The following is a 24,236-nucleotide window of genomic DNA, read 5'->3' as shown; positions in this document are numbered from 1 at the left end:
GGAAGCCCCGACGTCATGTCGTTTGACAAACGCATCACCAGAAGGAATTTCCTCCTCGGCAGCGCCGCGCTCGCGGCGAGCACGCCCCTGCTCGCCGCATGTGGTGGCGGGCGCAGCGCCGTCGCCGCGCCGACGGGCCCACCTCGTCGCGGGGGGACGCTGCGGGTCGGCGTCACCGGCGGCGGCTCGTCGGACACCCTCGACCCACACACCCCGACGACCAATCCGGACATCGCCCGGGTGCGCAACCTGTACGAGCCGCTGCTCTACCGCGACCACGACTACGAGTTCGAGATGCTCGTCGCCGAGTCGGTGACACCGTCGCCCGACGCGCGGGTGTGGACCGCCACGATCCGCGAGGGCATCCGCTTCCACGACGGCAGGCCGGTGACGCCCGCCGACGTCGTGGCCACCTTCCGCCGGATCATGGATCCGGACGACCCGAAGTCCGGCGCGTCGAGCCTCACGATGCTCGACGAGGTCGTCGCGACCGGCGATCGCACTGTAGAGTTCCGGCTGAACGAACCGGTCGCCGTGTTCGACGACTACCTCGCGCAGTACTCGCTCGGCATCGTGCCCGCGGACTTCTCGCTCGACCGTCCGATCGGGACGGGGCCGTTCCGGGTGGACGAGTTCACTCCCGGGCTGCAGAGCGTGTTCCTGCGCAACGACCACTACTGGCGCTCCGGCCGGCCGTATGTCGACCGGCTCGTGCTCATCAACTTCGGTGAGGACGACGCGCGGGTGAACGCGCTGCTGTCCTCCCAGGTGGACGCCATCGACCAGGTGCCGGTGGCTCTGGTCGACGTGCTGCGCAGCGACGAACGACTGCGCATCCTGAGTTCGGAGACCGGCACGTGGCTACCGTTCACCATGCGCGTGGACCGGCCGCCGTTCGACGACGTCCGGGTACGGCAGGCGATGCGGCTCATCGTGGACCGCGAGCAGATGATCAACCAGGTCCTCAGTGGACAGGGCAGGCTCGGCAACGACCTCTACTCCCCGTTCGATCCCGCCTACGCCTCCGACCTTCCGCAGCGACGGCGGAACATCCCCGAGGCACGGCGGCTGCTCGCCGAGGCCGGGAAGTCCGGGCTGGAGGTCGAGCTCGTCACCGCGCCCATCCAGGCCGGCGCGGTGGAGGCGGCACAGGTGTTCCAGCAGCAGGCCAGGGCCGCCGGTGTCACGGTACGGCTGAAACGGCTGGACACGACGACGTTCTTCGGCGAGAACTACCTGAGCTGGGACTTCGCCCAGACCTTCTGGTACACGCGCAACTACCTGCCCCAGGTGGCATCGGGCTCGCTGCCCGACGCGCCGTTCAACGAGACACATTGGAACGACCCCGAGTTCCTCGATCTGGTCGGCCGGGCGCGGCGCACGGTGGACGAGGCACAGCGCACCGAGCTCCTGCGGCAGGCACAGCGCATCGAGTACGAACGCGGCGGCATGATCATCTGGGGCTTCCTCAACCAGGTCGACGCCTACCAGGTGTACGTCGCCGGGCTCGTGCCCGACCGCACCGGCCTGCCCTTGTCCGGTTACTCGTTCTGCGACGTCTGGCTCGGCTGAGGAGGTGTCCGGCATGTTCCATCTGATACTGCGCCGCCTCGCGGTGAGCCTTGTCGTGCTGTGGCTGGTGACGCTGCTCGTCTTCGTCGCGACGCTGCTGCTTCCGGGAGACCCGGCGAGGGCGATCCTGGGCCAGCAGGCCACTCCGGAGCGCATCGCCGCGCTCCGGGCGCAGCTCAACCTCGACGCGCCCGTGTGGGAGCGCTACCTGGACTGGCTCGGTGACGTGCTGACCGGCGACCTGGGCACGTCCGCCGCGACCCAGGAGTCGGTCAACGCGCTGCTCGGCGACCGCATCGCCGCGTCCCTCGTCCTGCTGGTCAGCGCCGCCGTGCTGGCCACGATCCTGGGCCTGGCGCTGGGAACCTGGAGCGCACTGCGGCGTGGCCGCGGCGCCGACCACGCCGTGTCCGGGATCAGCCTGGTGATCGCGGCACTGCCGGAGTTCGTCATCGGTGTGGCCTTGGTGGTCCTGTTCGCGACGACGGTGTTCCCCGTCCTGCCCTCGGTGACGCTCGCACCGCCGGGCGAGCCGGTGTGGTCGGAGCCGGCCCAGCTCGTACTGCCCGTGCTCACCCTGACGCTCGTCGTCACGCCCTACATCGCACGCATGATGCGGGCGACCATGAGTGAGGTTCTCGACAGCGGCTACGTCGAGATGGCGCGGCTCAAGGGTCTGCCCGAACGAATCGTCCTCACGCGACACGCGCTGCCGCACGCGATCGGCCCGGTCGCGCAGGTGATCGCGCTGCAGCTCGCGTGGCTCGCCGGCGGTGTCGTCGTCGTGGAGTTCCTGTTCCGCTACCCCGGCATCGGCCAGGCGCTGATCGACGCCGTGGACCACCGGGACGTCGAGGTGGTGCAGGCCATCACGCTGCTGGTCGCCGCAGTCTACATCGTGGTGAACCTGATCGCCGACATCGTCGGCATCCTCGTCAATCCCAAGCTGCGCACCGAGGTGTCGTCATGAGCCTGTTCCGCCGTGCCCTCGCTCTGCCACAGGCCAAGGTGGGGCTCATGCTCACCGCCGCCGTCGTGCTGCTCGCGGTGTTCGGTCCGTGGCTGGGCCCCCTGCTGACCGGCCACGACCCCATGGAGTTCGCCGCCAAGCCGTTCCGCCCCGACGGTGCCGCGGGCACCGACGGCCTCGGCCGGGACGTGCTCAGCCGGTTCCTCTCCGGCGGCGCGACACTGCTCCTCTACGCCGTGCTGGCCACCGCACTGGGGGTGGTGCTCGGTACGGCGCTCGGCATGCTCGCCGGGTACAGCGGCGGCCGCCTCGACAGCGTCATCATGCGGGGCAACGACGTGCTGCTGTCGTTTCCCCAGCTGGTGTTCGCGCTGCTGGCCATCGCGATGCTCGGGCCACAGGGCTGGCTGCTCGTGCTCGTCATCGGCATCACGCACGCGCCGCGGGTGGCGCGAGTGGCACGACAGGCGACCGTGGCGGTCCGGGACAACGACTACATCCGCGCCGCCCAGATGTACGCCATGCCCCGCCGGACGATCCTGCTGCGTGAGGTCCTGCCGAACATCACCGGCCCGCTCATGGTGGAGCTCGGGCTGCGGCTGACCTACTCGATCGGCTACGTCGCCTCCCTGTCGTTCCTCGGGCTCGGCATCCAGCCGCCCGCGGCCGACTGGGGGCTGATGATCAACGAGAACCGCATCGCGCTCGTCGTCCAGCCGTGGGGTGTGCTGCTGCCCGTGCTCGCCATCGCCGTGCTCACGGTCGGAACCAACCTCATCACGGACTCGCTGGCATCCGCGGCCTCGCGCCGCGAGAAGGAGGTCCTGTCGTGACCCAGGTGGCCGTCCGCAATGCACTCGTCGTCTCGGACCTGCGCGTCGCCACGCTCACCGGAACCCCGGTGCTCAAGGGCGTCTCGTACGAGATCGCACCGGGCGAGGTGCTCGCTCTGGTCGGCGAGTCCGGATCCGGCAAGACCACCGCGGGCCTGGCCGCGCTCGGGCATTTCCGGCAAGGCCTGGTCTCGCGTGGCGGCACCGTCCTCGCGTCGCCGCGCGACGGCGAGCCGGTGAACGTCCTCGAGTTGCCCGAACGCGAGCGGCGTGCCCTGCGCGGCGCCACGGTCGCCTACATTCCGCAGGACCCCGCACTCTCGCTGAACCCAGCTCTGCGCATCGGCAGGCAGATCAGCGAGGTGCTCGAGGTCCACGGCTACGGTGCGTCGGACGCCGAGCGGGCCGCGCGCGTCGCCGAGGTGCTCACCGAGGTCGGGCTGCCCGGCGACGAGGCGTACCAGCGCCGGTACCCGCACCAGCTCTCCGGAGGCCAGCAGCAGCGCGTGGGTATCGCGATGGCCTTCGCGTGCCGCCCGAGCGTCGTGGTGCTCGACGAGCCCACCACCGGCCTGGACGTGATGACGCAGACGCTGGTGCTGCGCACGGTCAAGGAGCTCACCACGCACCACGACGTGGCCGCGCTCTACATCACCCACGACCTGGCCGTGGTCTCCGCGATCGCCGACCGGGTCGCCGTGATGTACCAGGGCGAGCTCGTCGAGACCGGCGGTACCGAGGAAGTGCTGCGCCGGCCCGGCCACGCCTACACGCGCCGGCTCGTGGCCGCCGTGCCGCACCTGGACGGCGGCTCCCCCGGCACGCCGGCCTCCGGCACGGCGCCGGTCCTCGCGGTGCGGGCCCTGGCGGTGTCCTACGGCGACCACCGGGTGCTGCGCGGCGTCGACCTCGACGTGCGGCCCGGTGAGTGCCTCATGCTGCTCGGCGAGTCGGGGTCGGGAAAGACCACGCTCTCCCAGTGCATCGCGGGCCTGCGGGAGCACGACGGCGGCTCGGTCGAGCTGGACGGTGCCACGTTGCCGGCCGCGACGCGGGCACGCAGCGCCGAGCAGCTGCGAGCCGTGCAATACGTGTTCCAGAGCCCGTTCTCGTCGCTGAACCCCCGCAAGACCATCGCGCAGTCGGTGGAGGCGCCCCTGCGCACGCTCACCGACCTGGACCGTGCCGCGCGACGCGACCGGGTGGCGGAGGTGCTCGACCGGGTGCGACTGTCCCGGGCGCTCGCGGACCGGTTGCCCGACCAGCTGAGCGGCGGGGAGCGTCAGCGCGCCGCGATCGCGCGGGCGCTCGTCACCACGCCACGGGTGCTGCTGTGCGACGAGGTGACCTCGGCCCTGGACGTGTCGGTGCAGGCCACGATCGTCGACCTGCTGCGGGAGCTGCGGGAGGAACTCGGAATGGCGATGCTGTTCGTCACGCACAACATCGCGCTGGCGCGGCACATCGCCGACCGGATCGCCGTGCTCCGCGATGGCGAGGTCGTCGAAGAGGGTGCGGTCGACGACGTCCTGACCGCGCCCGCGCACCCCTACACGCGGGAACTGCTCGCCCACACGCCGAGGATCTGACCGTGCCGGTGCAGGGATCCGTCGCGCCCGGCCTGGAGCCGGTGCGCGAGGTGTTCGCCGAGCTCGTCGCCGACAGCCTCGCGGGTGTCGCGTTCTCGGTGGTCCGCAGGGGCGAGGTGCTCGCCGACCTGTGGGGCGGACTGGCCGACCCTCGCACCGGTGAGCCGTGGCGCGAAGACACGCTGTGCGTGTTGTTCTCCGGCACGAAGGGGATCACGGCGGCGGTGGTGGCCGGGCCGGCGGGCGTGCTGGACCCCGACGAGCGGGTGGTCACGTACTGGCCGGAGTTCTCGGCCCGGGACGTCCGGGTGCACCATGTTCTCGCCCACACCGCCGGTCTACCCTATGTGGACGGTGACTACGACCTCGTCGACACCGACGCCGCGACGGCCATTCTCGCCCGGCAGCGACCACTGTGGACGCCCGGAACACGGGTCGCCTATCACGCCATGACCTACGGCTACCTGGCGAGCGAGCTGGTGCGGCGGGCCACCGGACAGACGGTGGGCACCCTGCTGCGGGAACATATCGCCCGGCCGTTCGATCTCGATCTGCATCTCGGCACGTCCGCCGAGCTGGACCCGCGGGTCGCGTGGCTGACGCGCGCGCCCGGCTACGCCATCAGCACCTTCCTGCACGACGAGCAACGCCGCGCCGTCGTCGACCGGATGTACCGGGGCCTGCTCGACTCCGACCTGCCGAACTCCCCGGCGTACCGGCGGGCCGAGCTGGCCGCGGCCGGTGCGGTGGGCACCGCGCGGTCGATGGCGCGCTTCTACGATCTGCTGACCGCGGGCGAGCTCGTCGACCCGGCGGCGCTCGCCCGCGCGACGCGCACCTGGTCGGAGGGCATCGACGCGATCAACGACCGACCTGTCCACTTCGGACTCGGTTTCGAGCTGCCGGACCCGATCGGCACCTATGGCCCGGCGGCCGTCGCGTTCGGCCACTCCGGCGCTGGTGGTGGCCGACACGGCGCGTGGCCGGAGCTGGAGCTCGGATTCTCGTTCGTCACCAACGAGATGCGGGCCGAGAACGCCGACGGCCGCGCCGACCGCCTCCTGGCCACCCTGCACGCCGTGCTGGCCGGCTAGGCCACGGTCGCCGCCGCCCACCTCGCCGTGTCCGCCGTTCCCGTCGCCGTGTCCGCCGTTCCCGCCGCGGGCGGCCAACACGGCGACACAGACCGCCGACACGGCTACCGCAATCGCAGACACGACGACACCGACAGCAGACACGGTGACCCATGCGGCCCACACACGACGGTGCCCCGCTCGCTGGCGAGCGGGGCACCGTGCGGAGAAACCGAGCCGGCGGCCTCAGACCGTGAAGCCGAGGGCGCGCAGCTGCTCCCGGCCGTCCTCGGTGATCTTCTCCGGCCCCCACGGCGGCATCCAGACCCAGTTGATCCGGAAGTCCTTGACCACGTTCGCGCTGCCCTTGAGCACGGACGCGGTCTGGTCCTCGATGACGTCCGTCAGCGGGCAGGCCGCCGAGGTGAGCGTCATGTCGATGGTGGCCGTGTTGTCCGGGTCCACGCGGATGTCGTAGACGAGCCCGAGGTCGACGACGTTGATGCCGAGCTCGGGGTCGACCACGTCGCGCATGGCCTCCTCGATGTCCTCGATCTTGGCGACGTCCGCGCCGCCTTCGGTCGCCGGCCGAGCCTGCTCCTCGAGGTCGGCGGCGGTCCGTCCCTCGCGGTGTTCGGGCGTCTCGGTCATGCTTCCACCTCGTTCGACGTCCGGGCCAGCGCGTCCTTGAACGCCATCCAGCCGAGCAACGCGCACTTCACCCTCGCAGGGTACTTCGCGACACCGGCGAACGCGACGCCGTCCTCGAGCACATCCTCGTCCGGCTCGACCTTGCCACGTCCCTGCATGAGCTCGGTGAACGCGTTCATCGTGGTCAGTGCCTCGGTTACCGTGTGCCCGGTGACCAGGTCGGTCATCACCGACGTGGAGGCCTGGCTGATCGAGCAGCCCTGCCCCTCGTAGGAGACGTCCTCGACCTTGCCGTCCGACAGCTTCACCCGCAGGGTCACCTCGTCCCCGCACGTGGGATTCACCTGGAACGACTCGGCGTCGTACGGCTCGCGGAGCCCGCGGCCGTGCGGGTTCTTGTAGTGGTCCAGGATGATCTCCTGGTACATGCTGTCGAGGTCCATTACGCACCACCCACACCGAAGAACCGCTGCGCCTCGCGGACACCGTCCACCAAGGCATCCACTTCGGACACCTCATTGTAGAGGTAGAACGTCGCGCGCACCGTCGCCGGAATGCTGCACGCCCGGTGTAACGGCCACGCGCAGTGGTGGCCGACGCGCACGGCGATACCCAGGCTGTCGAGCACCTGCCCGACGTCGTGGGGATGCACACCGTCGACCACGAACGCCACGGTGGCCCCGCGGTCGACCGTGTTCTCCGGACCGATGATCCGCACACCGGGCACGGCCTTGAGTCCCTCCAGCGCACGCTCGGCCAGGAGATGCTCGTGCGCGGCGACCCGATCCATACCGATCGCCGTGAGGTAGTCGACGGCCGCACCGAGGCCCACGGCCTGCGACGTCATCGGCACCCCGGCCTCGAACCGCTGCGGTGGCGCCGCGAACGTCGAGCCCTCCATCCGGACCAGCTCGATCATGGACCCGCCGGTGAGGAACGGTGGCATGGCTTCGAGCAGTTCCCGGCGGCCGTAGAGCACCCCGATACCGGACGGCCCGAGCATCTTGTGCCCGGAGAACACGGCGAAGTCCACGCCCAGCTCGGCGAAGTCCACCGCACCCTGCGGGTACACGCCGTGCGGCACCGACTGGCACGCGTCGAGCAGCACCAGCGCACCCACTTCGTGGGCCTTGCGCACCAGCTGCTCGACGGGGTTGATCGTGCCGAGCACGTTCGACTGGTGCGCGAACGCCACCACCTTCGTGCGCTCGGTGATCAGCTCGTCGATGCGGGACAGGTCGAGCCTGCCGTCGTCGGTGACGCCGAACCAGCGCAGGGTGGCCCCGGTGCGCTGGCACAGTTGCTGCCAGGGCAGCAGGTTCGCGTGGTGCTCCATCTCGGTGACGACGATCTCGTCGCCCGGTGTGAGCGAGAACCGCTCCGCTTCCGGACCGGCGGTGCCGGCGTTGCTCATCGCGTACGCCACGAGGTTGATGCCCTCGGTGGCGTTCTTGGTGAACACCACCTCGCCGGGCGACACCCCGACGAACGCGGCGATCTTCTCCCGCGCGCCCTCGTAGGCGTCCGTGGCCTCCTCCGCCAGCTGGTGCGCCCCGCGGTGCACGGCCGCGTTGGAGGTCTCGAGGAACCGTCGTTCGGCGTCGAGCACCGGCGTCGGCCGCTGCGAGGTGGCTCCCGAATCGAGGTACACCAGCGGCTTACCGTCGCGCACGGTCCGGTGCAGGATCGGGAAGTCGGCGCGCACCGCCGTGACATCCAGAGGCAGCGAATCGGTGGTGGTCATCGCGCCAACTCCTTTCGATGTCCCCCGCGTGCCCGCGTCAGACCGCCGCCTCGGCCTTGCCGGCGTACTTGACGTAGCCGTTCTCCTCGAGCTCGTCCGCCAGCTCCTTGCCGCCCGACTCGACGATCCGGCCACCGGCGAAGACGTGCACGAAGTCCGGGTGGATGTGCTTGAGGATGCGGGTGTAGTGCGTGATCAGCATGACGCCGACCTCGTTGTTGGCCTTGTAGTCGTTGACGGCCTCGGAGACCACCCGCAGCGCGTCGACGTCCAGCCCGGAGTCGGTCTCGTCCAGGATCGCGATCTTGGGCTTGAGCAGCGCCAGCTGCAGGATCTCGTGGCGCTTCTTCTCACCGCCGGAGAAGCCCTCGTTCACGCTGCGCTCGGCGAACTCGGGGGCGATGTCGAGCTTGCCCATCTCCTCCTTGACTTCCTTGGCCCAGTGCCGGATCTTCGGCGCCTCGCCGCGGACCGCGGTGGCCGCCGAGCGCAGGAAGTTCGACATCGACACGCCGGGCACCTCGACCGGGTACTGCATCGCCAGGAACAGACCTGCCCGGGCGCGCTCGTCGACGCTCATGTCGAGCACGTTCTCGCCGTCGAGCAGCACCTCGCCGGAGGTCACCTCGTACTTCGGGTGGCCGGCGATGGCGTAGGACAGGGTCGACTTGCCGGACCCGTTCGGGCCCATGATCGCGTGGGTCTCGCCCGACCGGATCGTCAGGTTGACACCCTTGAGGATCTCCTTGCTGCCCTCGTCGCTGACGACGTCGGCGTGCAGATCCTTGATTTCCAGTGTGGCCATGCCTCTTCGTTTCTCTTCAGTCAGTTCCGGGAGAGTTCTGGGTGGTACTAGACGCCGATCGCCTGGAGCTCGTCCTCGATCGCGGCCTCGAGCCGCTCGCGCACCTCGGGGATGTCGATCTTCATGAGGATCTCGTGGAAGAACCCGCGCACGACGAGCCTGCGCGCCTGCTCCTCCGGGATGCCCCTCGACTGCAGGTAGAACAACTGCTCGTCGTCGAACCTTCCCGTGGCGCTCGCGTGCCCCGCGCCGGCGATCTCGCCGGTCTCGATCTCCAGGTTCGGCACCGAGTCGGCCCGCGCGCCCTCGGTGAGCACGAGGTTGCGGTTCAGCTCGAACGTCTCTGTGCCTTCCGCGGCGGCCCTGATCAGGACGTCACCGATCCACACCGAGTGCGCGCCATCGCCCTGCAGCGCACCCTTGTACACCACATTGGACTTGCAGTTCGGCACGGCGTGGTCGACGAACAGCCGGTGCTCCTGGTGCTGGCCCGCGTCCGCGAAGTGCAGGCCGAGCATCTCGACGTCCCCGCCGGGTCCGCCGAACGCGGCCGTCGGGCTCACCCGCACCAGGTCGCCGCCGAGGGTGACGACGATGTGCTTGAGCCGCGCGTCGCGGCCCAGGCTCAGGTGCTGCTCGGAGACGTGCACCGCGTCGTCGGCCCAGTCCTGCACGCTGACGACCGTGAGCTGCGCACCGTCGCCCAGCACGAACTCGACGTTGTCGGCGTAGGTGCCCGACCCGACGTGGTCGAGCACGACCGCGGCCTCGGCGAACCGCTCGGCCCGGACCTGCACGTGTCCGTAGGCGGTCTTGCCCTCGCCGGGGCCGGTGATCCGCACGAGCGTCCGGCTGGAGGCCTTCGTCTCGCGCGGCACCGTCACCAGCGTCGCCTTCTCGAACGACGAGTACGCCTGCGCCGCGACCCGGTCGCTGGGCGTGCCGGCGGCACCGAGCCGCTCGTCGTCGCGGCCGACCGTCTCCACACGCACCTCGGGTGCGGCCTCGACGTCCACCTCGACCTCGCCGGTGGCGGGCGCGGAGCCGTCGTGCAGGCCACGCAGGCGCTTCATCGGGGTGAAGCGCCAGTTCTCCTCGCGTCCGCTCGGGACCTCGAAGGCCGCTACGTCGTACGAGGCGAAGCGCTCCCCGCGGGAGGCAGCCGGAACGACTGCCTCCGCGGCAGCGGCGACATTGTTGTCCGTCACCGTCATGTCAGCCGACGGCTCCTTCCATCTGCAGCTCGATCAGGCGGTTGAGCTCGAGTGCGTACTCCATCGGCAGCTCCCGCGCGATGGGCTCGACGAACCCGCGCACCACCATCGCCATGGCCTCGTCCTCGGTGAGGCCACGCGACATCAGGTAGAACAGCTGGTCCTCGCTCACCTTGGACACCGTGGCCTCGTGGCCCATCGACACGTCGTCGTTGCGGATGTCGACGTAGGGGTAGGTGTCCGACCGCGAGATCGTGTCCACCAGCAGCGCGTCGCACTTCACCGTCGACCGCGAGTGGTGCGCCCGCTTGGCGACCTTCACCAGACCGCGGTACGAGGTCCGGCCACCGCCACGGGCGACCGACTTCGACACGATCGTCGACGACGTGTGCGGCGCGAGGTGCTCCATCTTCGCGCCGGCGTCCTGGTGCTGGCCCTCGCCCGCGAACGCGACCGACAGGACCTCGCCCTTGGCGTGCTCGCCCATGAGGAACACCGACGGGTACTTCATGGTCACCTTGGAGCCGATGTTGCCGTCGACCCACTCCATGGTGGCGCCCTCTTCGGCCTTGGCGCGCTTGGTGACCAGGTTGTAGACGTTGTTCGACCAGTTCTGGATGGTCGTGTAGCGGCAGCGGCCGCCCTTCTTGACGATGATCTCCACGACCGCCGAATGCAGCGAGTCCGACTTGTAGATCGGCGCGGTGCAGCCCTCGACGTAGTGCACGTAGGCGCCCTCGTCGACGATGATCAGCGTCCGCTCGAACTGGCCCATGTTCTCGGTGTTGATCCGGAAGTAGGCCTGCAGCGGGATGTCGACGTGCACACCCGGCGGCACGTAGATGAAGGAACCACCGGACCACACGGCCGTGTTCAGCGCGGAGAACTTGTTGTCACCGGCCGGGATGACCGACCCGAAGTACTCCTTGAACAGCTCGGGGTGCTCCCGCAGAGCCGTGTCCGTGTCGAGGAAGAGGACGCCCTGCTTCTCCAGGTCCTCGCGGATCTGGTGGTAGACGACCTCGGACTCGTACTGCGCCGCCACACCGGCGATCAGGCGCTGCTTCTCCGCCTCCGGGATGCCGAGCTTGTCGTAGGTGTTCTTGATGTCCGTGGGCAGCTCGTCCCAGCTGGTGGCCTGCTTCTCCGTGGACCGGACGAAGTACTTGATGTTGTCGAAGTCGATCCCCGACAGGTCGGCGCCCCAGTTGGGCATGGGCTTGCGTTCGAACAGCTTGAGCGCCTTCAGGCGCGTCTCGCGCATCCACTCCGGCTCGGACTTCTTCGCCGAGATGTCGTTGACGACATCCTCGTCGAGGCCGCGTCGGGCGCTGGCGCCCGCGGTGTCCGGGTCCGCCCAGCCGAACGCGTACTTGCCCAGGGACTCGATGGTCTCTTCCTGGCTCATCGGCGTGGTGGTGGGATTGCGCTGCTCGGCAGCGGCAGTCATGCGGTCGTCCCTCCATTCGGAGTTCGTGCTTCGTGACCCGACGTCTCGGCGGGCACGTGCGTGGTGCACGCGGCATCGCCGCGCGCGATGGTCGCCAGTCGCTGCACGTGGGTGCCGAGCAACTGCGCGAAGGCCTCGGTCTCGGCCTCGCACAGCTGCGGGAACTCGGCTGCGACGTGGGCGACCGGGCAGTGGTGCTGACAGAGCTGCGCTCCTGTGCCCAGTTCGGGCGCGCCGACCTGCCTGGTCGACGCAGCGTAACCCTCCCTGGTCAGGGCGAGGGCCAGGGCCTCTGCCTTGCCTGCGGGAGCCCCCTCGCGGGCGATCGACTCCCGGTACGGGTCCACGAGCGCCGCCACCCGGCGCTCGGCGAACGCGCGAACCGCGTCCTCGCCCGCGTGCTCGGCGAGGAAGCGGATGGCGGAGACGGCCAGGTCGTCGTAGGCGTGACCGAACCGCGCCCGTCCCTGCTCGGTGAGCAGGAACAGCTTGGCGGGACGGCCTCGCCCCCGCGGACCGCGCCGCGGAGCCTCCCTGGTCTCGGCCTCGTGGTCGGCGAGCAGTGCGTCGAGATGGCGGCGCACCGCCGTCGGGCTGATGCCGAGCTGTTCGGCCACCGACACCGCGGTCATGGGCCCCTGCTCGAGCAGCAGCCGGGCGACCTCGTTGCGAGTCCGGCCCTCGGCCGTCACCTGAACAGGGACACCACCGGCAGTGGACGGCCGGCCGCCGTCATGCTGGTCGTCGGTTCCCTGCTTTTTCACAACATAAGTGTGTCGTATTTCCGGGCCGAGGGCAAAGATCCGCGAAACCGAGTGACCGGACTCACGCACTCACCCCAGTCGATACGCTTCCCGCGTGGCATCGGGCAAGGGAGGAACGCGGCAGCAGGCCGACGAGGCGCCGTCCGTCCCGGATCCTGGGCTTCCCGTGCGCTCTCCCGTGCACCCTGAAGACCCGGAACCCCTGGACAACGAGGAGATCCGGGCGATCGCGGTCGTCCGGCGCTTCGGCGCGGTGGGGTCGCTGTTCCTCGCCTGCGGCTCACTGGGCGCGGGCGCCGCGCCGGTCCTGAACCCCGTGCTCGGCATCCCGGTACTGCGGGTGTTCGCGCGGATCCCCACGGTCTCGCTCGCCGTCGCCTTCACCGGCATGGGGATGCTCGTCATCGCCTGGCTCCTGCTCGGCCGGTTCGCCCGGCCGGGCCGCACCCGCCTGGCGAGCACCGGCCAGCTGCATCGCACGCTCGTGACCTGGATCGTCCCGCTGCTCGTCATCCCGCCGCTGTTCTCCCGCGACGTCTACAGCTACCTCGCGCAGAGCGCGATCGTCGCCCGCGGCATGGACCCCTACGAACTCGGTCCCGCCGAGGCACTCGGCGTGGGCGATCCGCTCACCGCGGGCGTGTCGAACATGTGGCGCGACACGCCCGCTCCCTACGGTCCGCTGTTCCTGACTCTCGGCAGCTGGATCTCCGCCGCAGTCGGCAACCACGTCGCACCCGGTGTCCTGCTCATGCGTGCGCTGGCGCTCGTCGGCCTCGGCCTGATCGTGTGGGCGCTGCCCCGGCTGGCCCGCCGGTTCGGGGTGCAGCCGGCCACCGCGCTGTGGCTCGGCGCAGCCAACCCGCTCGTGCTCTTCCACCTCGTCGCGGGCGCCCACAACGAGGCGCTCGGCATCGGCCTGATGCTCGCCGGCCTGGAGATCGGCATCCGGCGGCTGCCGATCCGCGTCGCCGGGGACGCACCTCCCCCACTGGCGCGCGGTGAGCTGCTGTGCATCCTCGCCGGCGCCACGGTCATCACCCTGGCCGCGATGATCAAGATCCACGCCATCGTGGCGCTCGGCTTCTTCGGTGTGCTGATCGCCCGCCGCTGGTACGGCCGGATCACCGACCTGCTCTGGGCGGCGGCGCTCATGACGGTCGTGTGCGCCGCCGTGACCACCGCCGTGGCGTTCGGCACCGGACTCGGGTTCGGCTGGGTCGGCGCCCTCGGCACGCCCGCCATGGTCTGGAACTGGATCTCGCCCGTCGCCGAGCTCGGGCAGCTCGGCGGCGTCCTCGGGATCACGCTGGGCCTGGGCAACCACACCGCCGCGGTCATCGCCATCCTCGGTTTCCTCGGCTACGCCGTGGCGGGCGGCATCACCGTCAAGTTCCTCTGGGACAGCTTCCGCTGGCGCTACCGGCCGATCATCGGGCTGGGCGTGTCGCTCGGGGCGTTCATGACCCTGCACGTCGCGATGCAGCCGTGGTGGCTGCTGTGGGCGGTCATCCCGCTCGCAGCCTCCGCGGGCACCTCACGGTTCCGCGTGGTGGCGACGGTGGTCAGTGCGGTGCTCGCCGTGCTCATCCCGCCGACGGGCAGCACGTTCGACGGGCGCTCCTACATCGTGTCCCAGGCCTACCTCGCCGGCGGGATCGTCATTCTCGGTGCCGTGCTGGTGATGTGGCGTGCGGCGCCGATGCTCTTCGCCCGGCGTGGCGAGGGGGCACCGTCCGGCGCCGGATGAGTCGCTGTAAGCCGATGCGGCGGCACGCCGTACCCTTGATGTTCGTGAGTGCAGCGGCCGTCGAGATCACCGGGCTGGTGAAACGCTTCGGAACGGTCACCGCCGTCGACGGGCTCGACCTGAAGATGCCGCGGGGCGTTCTGCTCGCCCTCCTCGGCCCCAACGGGGCGGGCAAGACCACCACCGTCGAGATCTGCGAGGGCTTCGCGCGCCCCGACAGCGGCACGGTGCGTGTCCTCGGCCTCGACCCCGTGCGGGACGGCGCCGCGCTGCGTCCCCGGATCGGGGTGATGCCACAGGGCGGCGGTGCCTACCCCGGCGTCCGGGCCGAGGAGATGCTGCGCCTGGTCGCCGCGTGCGCGGAAAGCCCGCTGGATCCCGCCTGGCTGCTCGACGTTCTCGGGCTCACGAACGCCCGGCGCACACCGTTCAAGCGGCTCTCCGGCGGCCAGCAGCAACGGCTGTCGCTGGCCTGCGCGCTCGTCGGCAGGCCGGAGCTCGTATTCCTCGACGAGCCGACCTCCGGCATGGACCCCCAGGCCCGGCGCCTGGTGTGGGATCTCCTCGCGGCCCTGCGCTCCGACGGCGTGAGCGTGCTCCTGACCACCCATCTCATGGAAGAGGCCGAGACCCTCGCCGACGACGTCGTGATCGTCGACGGCGGCCGCATCATCGCCCAGGGCTCGCCGAACGCGCTGACCGCCGAGCACGCGGAGGACGCCCAGCTGCGGTTCCGCACCCGCCCCGGCCTCGACACGGCACTGCTGAGCGCCGCCCTGCCCGAGGGCTACCTCGTGCGCGAATCCACCCCCGGCTCGTACCGCGTCATCGGCTACGTCGACCCACAGGTGGTCTCCACGGTGACGTCCTGGTGCGCGCAGCAAGGCGTGCTCGCCGAGGAGCTGCACGTCGGGCGGCGCGACCTCGAGGAGGTCTTCCTCGAGCTGACCGGACGGGAGCTGCGCACATGACCGCGACCGGCAGCCGGTTCCCCGCGGGCACCTTCACCCCTGCCCCCGGCGTGGGACGGCTCGGCCGGATGCTGTTCACGCACGCCCGCGTCGAGACCAGCCTCACCCTGCGCCACGGCGAGCAGATCCTGCTCACCCTGCTCATCCCGATCGCGCTGCTCATCAGCCTGAGCCTGCTCGACGTGCTCCCCGCGGGCGAGTTCGAGTCGCTGCCGCGCGTCGACTGGGTGACCCCGCGGATCCTGGCGCTCGCCGTGCTGTCGTCGGCGTTCACCGGGCAGGCCATCGCACTCGGCTTCGACCGCCGCTACGGCGTGCTCAAACGACTCTCGGCGACGGCCCTGCCCCGCTGGCTCCTCGTGGCCGGGCGACTCGTCGCCGCACTCGTCGTCGTGACGCTGCAGGTTGTGCTGCTCGGCATCGTCGCGGCGCTGCTCGGCTGGTCGCCCTCCGGAGCCGGCACCGTGTTCGGCATCGTCCTGATCGTGCTCGGGACACTGTGCTTCGGCGCGCTCGGCGTGCTGCTCGGCGGGGCGATGCGGGCCGAGGCGGTGCTGGCGCTCGCCAACATCGTGTGGTTCGTGCTGCTCCTCGCGGGCGGCATCCTCATGGCGCCGGCCACGCTCCCCGACGCCTACGGCGACCTCGTGGTGCTGCTCCCCTCCGGTGCCCTCGCGGAAGGCCTGCACGCCGCACTCGTCGACGGCAGGTTCACGGCCGGCCCGGTCGCGGTGCTCGCGGTGTGGACCGTCGCCGCCGGCGCCCTCGCGACCCGGACCACCAAGCTCACCTAGCGGCACACCGGCGCCTCCGCGGGCCACCCGTCTCCCACCACCACCCATACGGAGGCGCTGCGCGCCCAACTACGCCCACCCGTCTCCCACCACCACCCATACGGAGGCGCTGCGCGCCCAACTACTATTCGATGTCGTGCAGCTGTCTTCGCTCGTTGCCCGGCTTCCCTATCCATCGCGGACGGTGCAGCGAGCGCTCGCCATCGCCGCGATCATCACGCAGGGTGGCATCGGAGTCACCGGATCGGTCGTGCGCGTCACCGGATCCGGGCTCGGCTGCCCCACGTGGCCGCAGTGCTTCGAGGGCAGCATGTTCCCCGTCGAGCACCCCGAGTACGAGACGCTGACGCAGTGGATCGAGTTCGGCAACCGGCTGCTCACCGGCGTGGTCGGCATCGTCGCCGCGCTGTGCGTACTCGCGGCATGGCGCATCAAGATCGACCACCCCGGCCGCGCGCGCCTCGTCAAGCTCGCGTGGACCATGCCGGGCGGCGTCGTCGCCCAGGCCGTGATCGGCGGCATGACCGTGCTCACCGGCCTGCTCTGGTGGACGGTCGCCATCCACTTCCTCGCCTCGACCGTGCTCGTGTGGCTCGCCACGCTGCTGCTGTTCGCCTTCGGCGAGGGTGACGAACGCCCACGCTGGCGCGTCCCCGAGGGCGGCCGGACGCTCCTCGTCGCACTCGTCGCCGCGATGGGGGCCGTGCTGGTCGCCGGCACCACCGTCACGGGAGCCGGCCCGCACGGCGGCGATCCCGACACCCCGCGCTTCGACGCCCCGATCGAAACACTGACTCTCATCCACGGTGGCCTGCTCGTGGTCTACCTGATCGTCCTCGCGATGCTCGGCCTGCAGTGGATGCGCACCGGAGCCACCGCCCGGCTGTGGCGGCGGTACGCGGTCGTCTGGGCGGTCGCACTCGCGCAGGGCACCCTCGGCAGCGTGCAGTACCGCCTCGGAGTGCCCGAGGAGCTCGTCTCCTTCCATGTGCTGGGCTCCGCGGCGGTCATCGTGGCGACCGCGGCGCTGTGGTGCGCCGCCCGGGACCGCGGGCCCGTCGTCAGCGAGGCACCCGCCGCCGTGCCCGAGAACGCGGCGACTGCTCGCTAGCTTCCTGTTCGCCGACCGTCACCGGGCCGTCATCGGCACGGCAGGGTGATCATCCCGCTCTGCCGTTACCCTGATGCCAACCGGAGTTGTTCCGAACGACCGTTTTTCCCCGGTACTCGCCGAGCCGTCCAGTCCCCCTCCCGATACGAGGTCGCACCGAAACATGAGCAGTCCCGCACAGGCGTCGACGACGAAAACCCCGCCGAAGCCGATCATCGGAAGCCAGCGCACCACGGGCCAGATGATCGTCCTCAAGGCATTCCTGCTGATCCCGTTCCTCGCTCTCGTCGCCGCCGTGCCCTTCGCCTGGGGATGGGGCCTCACCTGGGTCGATCTCGCGCTCGCGGCCCTCTTCTACACGGTGGGCACGCTCGGCGTCACGGTCGGCTATCACCGCTACTTCACGCACGGTGCGTTCAAGACCAACCGGCCGCTGCGGATCGCCCTCGCCATCGTCGGCAGCATGGCCGTCCAGGGTTCGGTGATCTTCTGGGTGGCCAGCCACCGCAGGCACCACGCGTTCGCCGACCGGGAGGGAGACCCGCACTCCCCGTGGCTGTTCGGCACGTCTCCGGGCGCGCTGCTGCGCGGCTTCTGGCACGCCCACATGGGCTGGATGTTCAAGCGGGACGTCACCAACTACGAACGCTTCGCGCCCGACCTGCTCGCCGACAAGGACCTCAAGGTCGTCAACCGCTACTTCTGGCTGTGGATCACCCTGAGCCTCGCGCTGCCCGCGCTGCTCGGAGGCCTGCTCACCTGGTCGTGGTGGGGCGCGGTGACCGCGTTCTTCTGGGCCGGGCTCGTCCGGATCGCCTTCTCCCACCACGTGACGTGGTCGGTGAACTCCATCTGCCACATGGTCGGCGAGCGGCCGTTCGCCAGCCGCGACAGGGCCGCGAACTTCTGGCCGCTGGCGATCCTGTCCATGGGCGAGTCGTGGCACAACTCCCACCACGCCGACCCGACGTGCGCGCGCCACGGTGTGCTGCGCGGGCAGATCGACATCTCCGCGCGGATCATCTGGCTCTTCGAGAAGCTCGGCTGGGCGCGCAACGTCCGCTGGCCTCGTGCCGAGCGGATCGCCGCCAAGCGCGCCACGGCCTGAGCCCCGGCGCCGTGCGTGGCGCGGTCAGGCGAGCACGCCACGCACGGCCGAGGCGAATCGCAGTGCCGCGGCCTCGTCCGCCTGCCCGAAGCCCAGACTCGGTTCGGTGACTTCGAGTTCGAGCAGCGCGGGGGTCCCCGCGTCCGTGCGCACGACGTCGACCCGGGCGTAGAGCAGGTCGCCGCGGCGCAGGCCGAGGTGGGCCGCCGCCGCGTCCAGCGTGTCCTCGGCCAGTGCCCGCCAAGCCACCGACGGCGTGGTGGTGCCGCGCTTCTCCGCGACATACAGTCCCGACCCGTCGAGTCCGGCACCGGTGAGCATCGGGCCCTTGGTGAAGGCGTGCGAGTACTGGCCGCCGAAGAACACGAGCGCTGTCTCGCCCTCGCTGTCGACGGCCGCCTGATACGGCTGCAGCAGCGCCGTCCGCCGCCGGTCGTGCAGGCTGCGGAGGTGTTCGGCCGCGCGCTCGTGCTCGCCCGCGGCGAATCGCGCCGCGCCGACCGAACCCGCGCCGACGGCGGGTTTGAGGACGAACTCCCCCTCCGGCCACTCCGGCACCGTCCCGGGATGCACCAGCCGGGTCGGCACGATGGGGACACCGGCTCGTTCGAGGTCCAGCAGGTAGGACTTGTCGGTGTTCCACCGCACCGCCGCGAACGGGTTGCGCAGCCGCGGCACCGAGGCACACCACGCCAGGAACTCGTCCCGCCGCAGTGGGTAGTCCCACGTCGCCCGGAGGATCACCACGTCCGCGCTCGCGACGTCCTCGGCCGGGTCGTCCCACACCGCCCAGCGGGTGGCGACGCCGATGTCGGCCAGTGCGCGCACCGCCGCGTCGTCGTCGCCGTTGCCCTCGGGACGGTGCGCGCAGCCGACGAAGATCGCCCGCGCCGTCACCGGCGAGCCAGCGGACCCGCCATCCTGCGCCGGTGCTCGGGACCGATGACGGTCGCGTTCACGGTGTCGGCGTCCCATTCGGCCGGCTCGAGGTCCTCGACGGCGGCGACGAGCGCCTCGCCGGTCTCGGGGCTCGGGACCACGACGTCGCCGAGGGCGCCGTCGGCGCCCACCAGGACGACCCGTGCGCCCGCCCTGCCGATGCGCTCCACGACGGCGCGGGACGGCTTGCCGTGCGCCGCGACGAAGGCCTTGGCGGCCGCCAGCTGCTGGCTCGTGGGTGCTGCGGGGGTCTGCTCGGTGCTCTCGGTCTCAGCCACGGCGCAAGTCTAGGTGCAGCTCGTCGAGCACCGCGCGGAACTCCTTGAGGAAACGCTCGACGTCACCGCCCGCGGCCGGGTCGAGCAGCACCCCGATCGTCACCGAGTTCGCCCAGTCCAGCGCCGTGAGCGTGACGAGCGCGCCGGGCGCGGGCAGCGGCAGCGGCAGCACCGTGCGCACCGGCACCTCGCCCAGGCACACCGGGGTGTGCGGGCCGGCCACGCGCCGCACCAGGCCGCCCGCACGCGTCCGCAGGCCGTGCAGCCGCGCGATGCCGGTCAGCCGCCACGTCTCGGGCAGGTCGTCGAGGGGTACGGCGGCCAGCGGTGCGGTGGGTTCCCCGGACACCGCCACGCTGAGCGCCTCCGGCAACGGACCCGGACACACCCGGCGCAGGGCACCGGCCACGGCACAGCGAAGCACGTCGGCGGCCGGGACCGCGTGCTGGCGGGCCGGGACATCGAGCCGGTCGCGGTCGAGGACCACGGTGCCGAACGGACCGCTCGCGGCACCCCGCGCGGGTGGCACCGCCCGTCCCTCGCGGGTGACGCTGCGCAGGAGGTCCGCCGCCGTCGTCTCGTCACCGGCCGCGCGATGCACCAGGACGACCAGGGCGGCGACGTCGTCGGCGACCCCGGTGACGAGCGCGCAGCGCCACGGTGGCCGGTCGCGCGGCCACGGCTCGGCAGCGAGCTCCGCGGCGAGCCGGTGGACGACGGCCAGCCCGCCCGGCTCGCCGTCCGGAGTGGTCGCGTCGAGTTCGGGTACGTGCCACGCCCAGTCCGGTTCCCGTCGCGCTCGCGGCCACAGCCCCGCGTGGTCCCGCCGCCTGCGCATCCGCGCAGGCAGGCGCTCGGCGAGCACCGCCCGCACCCCGGCCGCCGACGGGCCGGGATCACCGGCCTCGAGCAGCACCACCAGTCCCCCGGCGTGCGGACCGGCTCGTTCGGCCCGTTCCCGTGCCCGGCGGGCCGGCACCATGCCGAGCCAGACGACGAGCACCCCGCCCACGGCGTCCAGCCAGTAGTGGTTGCCGGTCGCGACGATCACCACGAACGTCAGCACGACGTGCAGGGCGCTGGCGATCTGCACGAGGCGGCCGCCGGACAGCCGCGCGAGCACCACCGACGTCCACAGCGCCCAGCCGATGTGCAGCGACGGCATGGCGGCGAGCTGGTTGGCGCTGTCCACCAGCGGCGAGCCCCACGAGCCCCACGTCGGGCCGAGCCGCACCGTGTCGACGAAGCCGAACTCGGTCAGCATGCGCGGCGGCGCGACGGGATAGACCCAGAACACCGCCAGGGACACCAGGTTCATCCACACGAACGAGTCACGCACCCACCGGTACTGCTCAGGACGCCGGACGAACACCCACACGAGCAGCACGAGCGTGGTGACGATGTAGGTGTAGGCGTACTCGTAGTTGGCCGCGATCCGCAGCCATCCCTGGTCGGCCAGCCACAGGTTGATGGGCAGCTCGAAGTCGAGGCCGAGCGCACGCTCCGCCGCGAGGACGTCCTGCCCGTTGCTCAGCGCGCGGGCGTGGGCCCCGGGCAAGGCGAAGACCTTGACCAGGATGTAGACGCCGAACAGCGCCAGGCCGAGCAGAACCTCGGCCTGCCAGCGCGGCGGCCGGAAGCCCGCGGCACCGGTGCCGGCTGAGGCGGTGCCGCGCGCCGAACCCGCAGTGAGCACACTCCCGTATAGCACGCCGGGCGGGCGCCACGCCCGCTTCGAAATATCAGGCCAGGGCGGGCTTGTGCCCCAGCCGCAGGGTCACGCCGGGCAGCTTGCGCAGGGCACGCCAGCCGTGACCAGCGCACACGGCGATCGTCAGCGCGGTGAGCAGGCCGCTGAACACGCCGCGCGAGAGCAATCCGGCCTCCACGCTCCACTGCAGGAAGCCGAGCGTCATCGCCGCGTCGATCAGCCGCGACCCGCCCCACAGCAGCGCGACGTTGATGAAGACCTTGCGTACGGCGTTGTTGGTGAACAGTTCGGCGGGCAGGTGCACGAAGTCGCGCGCCAGCCGCGCCGTGATCGGCTTGCCCGCCATGGCGCTGCCCACGAACAGCAGGAACATCAGAATCGAGCCGACCACGGGTTGCAGCACGTACACCACGGCGCTCGAGGTCACCAGCGCGAGCGCCGCCTTGCCCGCGAGCATCCCCGTACACAGCAGCAAGGTGTGCGGCAGCTCCTTGCCGAGCGCTCGCCGGGTGCCGATGACGAAGGCGCACCAGCCGAGCACGGCGCACAGCCCGGCGACCAGCCCGACGTAGTGGAGCAGCAGCATCAGCAGCAGGGTGGGAATCACCGCCGTCTCCAGAGCCATGCGGACGGCTCTGGTGATCGTGGCCCGCCAATGCGGGATCTCGATGACCAGGTGCCGTTCGGTGGACGGCAGGCGAGGTTGCACGGGGTTGGCCTCCCGGCTTCGGGTGCTTCGGATTCCGGTTACCCCTAAGGGCGCGTACCCGTTTTTCGCGTCCTGGTGGAAACCGTGCCCGAAACGTTACCCGATTGGGGGTAAACCCCGTGTTCCGCAGTGCTCGAGGTCTCTTTTCTCACGGTGGGGGAATGCGCCAGCCCGAGGACGCCGACGATGAGCAGCACCGCCGCACCGGCGGTCGCGGCGAGTGAACCCGTGGACACCCGCAGCGTCGCGTCGAACGCCAGCAGGCCAAGGGCGTAGCTGGTGACGGGGTTGACGATGGACATCACCGCGATCGCGGCCGAGAGCGACCCTGACCCGTACGCCTGCTGGCCGAGCAGGAGCCCGCACAGGGTCGACACCGCGAGCACGTACCCGGGCCAGTCCGCGGCCGTCTCCGCCACGCCGCGCTCGACGAGGCTGTCCGCGGTCAGCTTCATCATCGCCGCGCTCGTCGCGTAACACAGTGCGGCGGCCGTCGCGATCAGTGCCGCGTACACCATCGGGCGCTTGCGCTGGGCGAGCTGGACCAGGCTGACCACCACGGCCGCGGCCACCAGGACGGCGAGCAGCAACCTCCCCCGGTTCGGCTCGCCCTCGAGCGGCGCGGTGCCCTCGACGGCCAGGAACACCGCGACTCCCCCGCTGACGGCCAGCGCGGCGAGCCAGTCCCGCAGCGTCGGCCACCGCCGGATGGCGGCCGAGGCCATGGGCAGGGCGAACAGCAGCTGCGTGACCAGCAGGGGCTGCACCAGCGCCACCGTCCCCAGGTGCAGCGCGGCGGCCTGACAGCCGAAGCCGACGAGGTTGGTCGTCCAGCCGAACAGCCAGCGCGGCCGTCGCACCAGCCGCCGGACGAGCCACAGGACGGGCACCTGGTGCCTGCTCGCCCGATGCTCGGTGTCGGAATCCGCGGCATCGAGCACGGCTCCGCGCTGCAGCGCCGCGGAGGCGGCGAAGAGAAATGCCGCCAGGAAACCGAGGAATACGGGCAGGAACATCGCAAATACCAGCGCTCCGAGCCGGGCTCGCATTCCCGGCCGATCATGAAAAACCGCCGATCAGGGCGGTTGACGGCAGATTACACCGGCCCGCGTGTCGCCCGCTTCCGCGCGGGGAAGATCCTTCTTTAAGGTCGGATCGACGTGCACCGAGACGAGGAGGACGGATGCCCACAGCTGTTCGGATCGAGCGGACCGGCGGTCCCGAGGTTCTGCAGACCGCGGAGGTCGAGGTGGGCGAGCCGGGCCCCGGTGAGGTCCTCGTCGACGTCGCCGCCGCGGGCGTCAACTACATCGACACCTATCAGCGCAGCGGCATCTACCGCGTCCCGCTGCCGTACACGCCCGGGCTGGAGGGTGCCGGCACGATCGCGGCGGTCGGCAGCGGCGTGACCGGCCTGCGGGTCGGCGACCGTGTGGCGTGGCAGGGCCACCCCGGCGGGTACGCGCAGCGGGCGCTCGTGCCCGCCGAGATCGCCGTCCGGATCCCCGACGGGGTGCCGGACGAGACGGCCGCCGCGACGATGCTGCAGGGCATCACGGCGCACTACCTGGTGAATTCGACGTACCCGGTCTCCGACGGCGAGACGATCCTCGTGCACGCGGCCGCGGGCGGCGTCGGGCTGCTGCTGGTGCAGCTGGCCAAGGCGAAGGGCGCGCGCGTGATCGGCACCGTCTCCACGGCCGACAAGGAGCGGCTCGCGCGGGAAGCCGGCGCGGACGAGGTCATCCGCTACACCGAGCGCGACTTCACGGAGGCCACCAAGGAACTGACCAGTGGCGAGGGGGTCGCCGTGGTGTACGACGGCGTCGGCAGGTCCACCTACGAGGGCAGCCTCGCCAGCCTGCGCAGGCGCGGCATGCTGGTGCTGTTCGGCGCCGCCAGCGGGCCGGTGCCACCGATCGACCCGCAGGTGCTCAACTCGGGCGGTTCGCTGTACCTGACGCGCCCGACCTCGGCCGACTACGTGGCCACCCGTGAGGAGCTGGAACGGCGCACGAGCGAGCTGTTCGACGCCGTGGGGCGCGGAACGCTCGACGTCCGGATCGGCGCCCGCTACCCGCTCACCGAGGCCCGGCAGGCGCACGAGGACCTGCAGGGCAGGCGCACGACCGGCAAGGTACTGCTGCTGCCGTGAGCCGGCGTGGCCGTGGCGTCCGCGGACCGGCGCGCGCGGACGCCA

At 71.0% G+C, this 24,236-nt stretch carries 23 protein-coding genes; 11 read left to right on the top strand and 12 right to left on the bottom strand.

The features are described 5' to 3' along the window. The first annotated feature begins 15 nt into the window (after nucleotides 1–15). Genes ACFSZT_RS17540 through ACFSZT_RS17520 form a run of 5 tightly spaced genes read left to right on the top strand, consistent with a single transcriptional unit; the run spans nucleotide 16 to nucleotide 6,058 of the window. On the top strand, nucleotides 16–1,572 hold the full coding sequence (locus tag ACFSZT_RS17540) for an ABC transporter substrate-binding protein (protein WP_377388678.1): 1,557 nt from the start codon (nucleotides 16–18) through the stop codon (nucleotides 1,570–1,572). Nucleotides 1,573–1,585: 13 nt separating this feature from the next. Then, the gene (locus ACFSZT_RS17535; RefSeq protein ID WP_377388679.1) at nucleotides 1,586–2,542 is read left to right on the top strand and encodes an ABC transporter permease; all 957 of its coding nucleotides are present in this window, start codon (nucleotides 1,586–1,588) and stop codon (nucleotides 2,540–2,542) included. Continuing rightward, the gene (locus ACFSZT_RS17530) at nucleotides 2,539–3,375 is read left to right on the top strand and encodes an ABC transporter permease (RefSeq protein ID WP_377388681.1); all 837 of its coding nucleotides are present in this window, start codon (nucleotides 2,539–2,541) and stop codon (nucleotides 3,373–3,375) included. The genes ACFSZT_RS17535 and ACFSZT_RS17530 overlap by 4 nt, the downstream gene beginning before the upstream one ends. Further along, nucleotides 3,372–4,964, top strand: a complete 1,593-nt coding sequence (nikE, locus tag ACFSZT_RS17525; RefSeq protein ID WP_377388683.1) for a nickel ABC transporter ATP-binding protein NikE — start codon at nucleotides 3,372–3,374, stop codon at nucleotides 4,962–4,964. The genes ACFSZT_RS17530 and nikE overlap by 4 nt, the downstream gene beginning before the upstream one ends. 2 nt (nucleotides 4,965–4,966) lie before the next feature. After that, nucleotides 4,967–6,058 (top strand): serine hydrolase domain-containing protein, encoded by a 1,092-nt coding sequence (locus tag ACFSZT_RS17520; protein WP_377388685.1) that lies wholly within the window; start codon nucleotides 4,967–4,969, stop codon nucleotides 6,056–6,058. Nucleotides 6,059–6,283: 225 nt separating this feature from the next. Here the strand turns inward: ACFSZT_RS17520 and ACFSZT_RS17515 are convergent, their stop codons facing one another. The 7 genes from ACFSZT_RS17515 to ACFSZT_RS17485 are packed head-to-tail and all read right to left on the bottom strand — an operon-like array spanning nucleotide 6,284 to nucleotide 12,665. Then, nucleotides 6,284–6,688 (bottom strand): metal-sulfur cluster assembly factor, encoded by a 405-nt coding sequence (locus ACFSZT_RS17515; RefSeq protein ID WP_377388687.1) that lies wholly within the window; start codon nucleotides 6,686–6,688, stop codon nucleotides 6,284–6,286. After that, nucleotides 6,685–7,131 (bottom strand): Fe-S cluster assembly sulfur transfer protein SufU, encoded by a 447-nt coding sequence (gene sufU / locus ACFSZT_RS17510; protein ID WP_377388689.1) that lies wholly within the window; start codon nucleotides 7,129–7,131, stop codon nucleotides 6,685–6,687. Before sufU ends, ACFSZT_RS17515 begins: the two co-directional genes overlap by 4 nt. Continuing rightward, nucleotides 7,131–8,432, bottom strand: coding sequence for a cysteine desulfurase (locus tag ACFSZT_RS17505; RefSeq protein ID WP_377388691.1), 1,302 nt, complete (start codon nucleotides 8,430–8,432; stop codon nucleotides 7,131–7,133). Before ACFSZT_RS17505 ends, sufU begins: the two co-directional genes overlap by 1 nt. A gap of 37 nt (nucleotides 8,433–8,469) precedes the next feature. After that, nucleotides 8,470–9,237, bottom strand: a complete 768-nt coding sequence (sufC, locus tag ACFSZT_RS17500; RefSeq protein WP_377388693.1) for a Fe-S cluster assembly ATPase SufC — start codon at nucleotides 9,235–9,237, stop codon at nucleotides 8,470–8,472. Between the two features lie 47 nt (nucleotides 9,238–9,284). After that, a complete protein-coding gene (gene sufD, locus ACFSZT_RS17495) occupies nucleotides 9,285–10,451 on the bottom strand; it encodes a Fe-S cluster assembly protein SufD (RefSeq protein ID WP_377388695.1) in 1,167 nt (388 codons plus the stop codon). Nucleotide 10,452: 1 nt separating this feature from the next. Further along, on the bottom strand, nucleotides 10,453–11,901 hold the full coding sequence (gene sufB / locus ACFSZT_RS17490) for a Fe-S cluster assembly protein SufB (RefSeq protein ID WP_377388697.1): 1,449 nt from the start codon (nucleotides 11,899–11,901) through the stop codon (nucleotides 10,453–10,455). Next, a complete protein-coding gene (locus ACFSZT_RS17485; protein ID WP_377388699.1) occupies nucleotides 11,898–12,665 on the bottom strand; it encodes a helix-turn-helix transcriptional regulator in 768 nt (255 codons plus the stop codon). Before ACFSZT_RS17485 ends, sufB begins: the two co-directional genes overlap by 4 nt. 178 nt (nucleotides 12,666–12,843) lie before the next feature. On the opposite strand from ACFSZT_RS17485, the gene mptB reads away from it, so the two are divergent. From mptB to ACFSZT_RS17460, 5 genes are all read left to right on the top strand, one after another. Beyond that, nucleotides 12,844–14,415, top strand: a complete 1,572-nt coding sequence (mptB, locus tag ACFSZT_RS17480; protein WP_377389035.1) for a polyprenol phosphomannose-dependent alpha 1,6 mannosyltransferase MptB — start codon at nucleotides 12,844–12,846, stop codon at nucleotides 14,413–14,415. Nucleotides 14,416–14,459: 44 nt separating this feature from the next. Further along, nucleotides 14,460–15,386 (top strand): ABC transporter ATP-binding protein, encoded by a 927-nt coding sequence (locus ACFSZT_RS17475; RefSeq protein WP_377388702.1) that lies wholly within the window; start codon nucleotides 14,460–14,462, stop codon nucleotides 15,384–15,386. Further along, a complete protein-coding gene (locus ACFSZT_RS17470; protein ID WP_377388704.1) occupies nucleotides 15,383–16,180 on the top strand; it encodes an ABC transporter permease in 798 nt (265 codons plus the stop codon). The genes ACFSZT_RS17475 and ACFSZT_RS17470 overlap by 4 nt, the downstream gene beginning before the upstream one ends. 136 nt (nucleotides 16,181–16,316) lie before the next feature. Further along, nucleotides 16,317–17,291 carry a COX15/CtaA family protein gene (locus ACFSZT_RS17465; RefSeq protein ID WP_377388706.1) on the top strand — a complete coding sequence of 325 codons (975 nt, stop codon included), beginning with the start codon at nucleotides 16,317–16,319 and terminating at the stop codon, nucleotides 17,289–17,291. A 163-nt stretch (nucleotides 17,292–17,454) separates the two neighbouring features. Then, entirely contained in the window at nucleotides 17,455–18,399 is a 945-nt protein-coding gene (locus tag ACFSZT_RS17460) for an acyl-CoA desaturase (protein WP_377388708.1), read from the top strand. Nucleotides 18,400–18,423: 24 nt separating this feature from the next. On the opposite strand, the gene ACFSZT_RS17455 is transcribed toward ACFSZT_RS17460, so the two are convergent. Genes ACFSZT_RS17455 through ACFSZT_RS17435 form a run of 5 tightly spaced genes read right to left on the bottom strand, consistent with a single transcriptional unit; the run spans nucleotide 18,424 to nucleotide 23,052 of the window. Continuing rightward, a complete protein-coding gene (locus tag ACFSZT_RS17455) occupies nucleotides 18,424–19,296 on the bottom strand; it encodes an ATP-grasp domain-containing protein (protein ID WP_377388710.1) in 873 nt (290 codons plus the stop codon). Continuing rightward, a complete protein-coding gene (locus tag ACFSZT_RS17450; protein ID WP_377388712.1) occupies nucleotides 19,293–19,616 on the bottom strand; it encodes a hypothetical protein in 324 nt (107 codons plus the stop codon). The genes ACFSZT_RS17455 and ACFSZT_RS17450 overlap by 4 nt, the downstream gene beginning before the upstream one ends. Further along, entirely contained in the window at nucleotides 19,609–21,312 is a 1,704-nt protein-coding gene (locus tag ACFSZT_RS17445) for a phosphatase PAP2 family protein (RefSeq protein WP_377388714.1), read from the bottom strand. The genes ACFSZT_RS17450 and ACFSZT_RS17445 overlap by 8 nt, the downstream gene beginning before the upstream one ends. Nucleotides 21,313–21,358: 46 nt before the next feature. Then, complete coding sequence (locus ACFSZT_RS17440) at nucleotides 21,359–22,036, bottom strand: hypothetical protein (protein WP_377388716.1); 678 nt, start codon at nucleotides 22,034–22,036, stop codon at nucleotides 21,359–21,361. A gap of 44 nt (nucleotides 22,037–22,080) precedes the next feature. Continuing rightward, nucleotides 22,081–23,052 carry a DMT family transporter gene (locus ACFSZT_RS17435; RefSeq protein WP_377388718.1) on the bottom strand — a complete coding sequence of 324 codons (972 nt, stop codon included), beginning with the start codon at nucleotides 23,050–23,052 and terminating at the stop codon, nucleotides 22,081–22,083. Between the two features lie 167 nt (nucleotides 23,053–23,219). Here ACFSZT_RS17435 and ACFSZT_RS17430 point away from each other — a divergent pair, with 167 nt between their 5' ends. Next, complete coding sequence (locus tag ACFSZT_RS17430; RefSeq protein WP_377388720.1) at nucleotides 23,220–24,191, top strand: quinone oxidoreductase family protein; 972 nt, start codon at nucleotides 23,220–23,222, stop codon at nucleotides 24,189–24,191. Nucleotides 24,192–24,236: the final 45 nt, after the last annotated feature.

This window comes from Prauserella oleivorans (assembly GCF_042685745.1).
Taxonomy (GTDB): domain Bacteria; phylum Actinomycetota; class Actinomycetes; order Mycobacteriales; family Pseudonocardiaceae; genus Prauserella_A; species Prauserella_A oleivorans.
The sequence above is the reverse complement of the archived record's forward strand: the minus strand, read 5'-3'. Positions and strand labels throughout refer to the sequence as shown.

Excerpts from the sequence above, each read along its gene's own strand:
- ACFSZT_RS17540 (WP_377388678.1), top strand. The coding sequence starts at position 16 with ATGTCGTTTGACAAACGCATCACCAGAAGGAATTTCCTCCTCGGCAGC.
- ACFSZT_RS17535 (WP_377388679.1), top strand. The coding sequence starts at position 1,586 with ATGTTCCATCTGATACTGCGCCGCCTCGCGGTGAGCCTTGTCGTGCTG.
- ACFSZT_RS17530 (WP_377388681.1), top strand. The coding sequence starts at position 2,539 with ATGAGCCTGTTCCGCCGTGCCCTCGCTCTGCCACAGGCCAAGGTGGGG.
- ACFSZT_RS17515 (WP_377388687.1), bottom strand. The coding sequence starts at position 6,688 with ATGACCGAGACGCCCGAACACCGCGAGGGACGGACCGCCGCCGACCTC.
- sufU (WP_377388689.1), bottom strand. The coding sequence starts at position 7,131 with ATGGACCTCGACAGCATGTACCAGGAGATCATCCTGGACCACTACAAG.
- ACFSZT_RS17505 (WP_377388691.1), bottom strand. The coding sequence starts at position 8,432 with ATGACCACCACCGATTCGCTGCCTCTGGATGTCACGGCGGTGCGCGCC.
- sufC (WP_377388693.1), bottom strand. The coding sequence starts at position 9,237 with ATGGCCACACTGGAAATCAAGGATCTGCACGCCGACGTCGTCAGCGAC.
- sufD (WP_377388695.1), bottom strand. The coding sequence starts at position 10,451 with ATGACGGTGACGGACAACAATGTCGCCGCTGCCGCGGAGGCAGTCGTT.
- sufB (WP_377388697.1), bottom strand. The coding sequence starts at position 11,901 with ATGACTGCCGCTGCCGAGCAGCGCAATCCCACCACCACGCCGATGAGC.
- ACFSZT_RS17470 (WP_377388704.1), top strand. The coding sequence starts at position 15,383 with ATGACCGCGACCGGCAGCCGGTTCCCCGCGGGCACCTTCACCCCTGCC.
- ACFSZT_RS17460 (WP_377388708.1), top strand. The coding sequence starts at position 17,455 with ATGAGCAGTCCCGCACAGGCGTCGACGACGAAAACCCCGCCGAAGCCG.
- ACFSZT_RS17435 (WP_377388718.1), bottom strand. The coding sequence starts at position 23,052 with ATGTTCCTGCCCGTATTCCTCGGTTTCCTGGCGGCATTTCTCTTCGCC.
- ACFSZT_RS17430 (WP_377388720.1), top strand. The coding sequence starts at position 23,220 with ATGCCCACAGCTGTTCGGATCGAGCGGACCGGCGGTCCCGAGGTTCTG.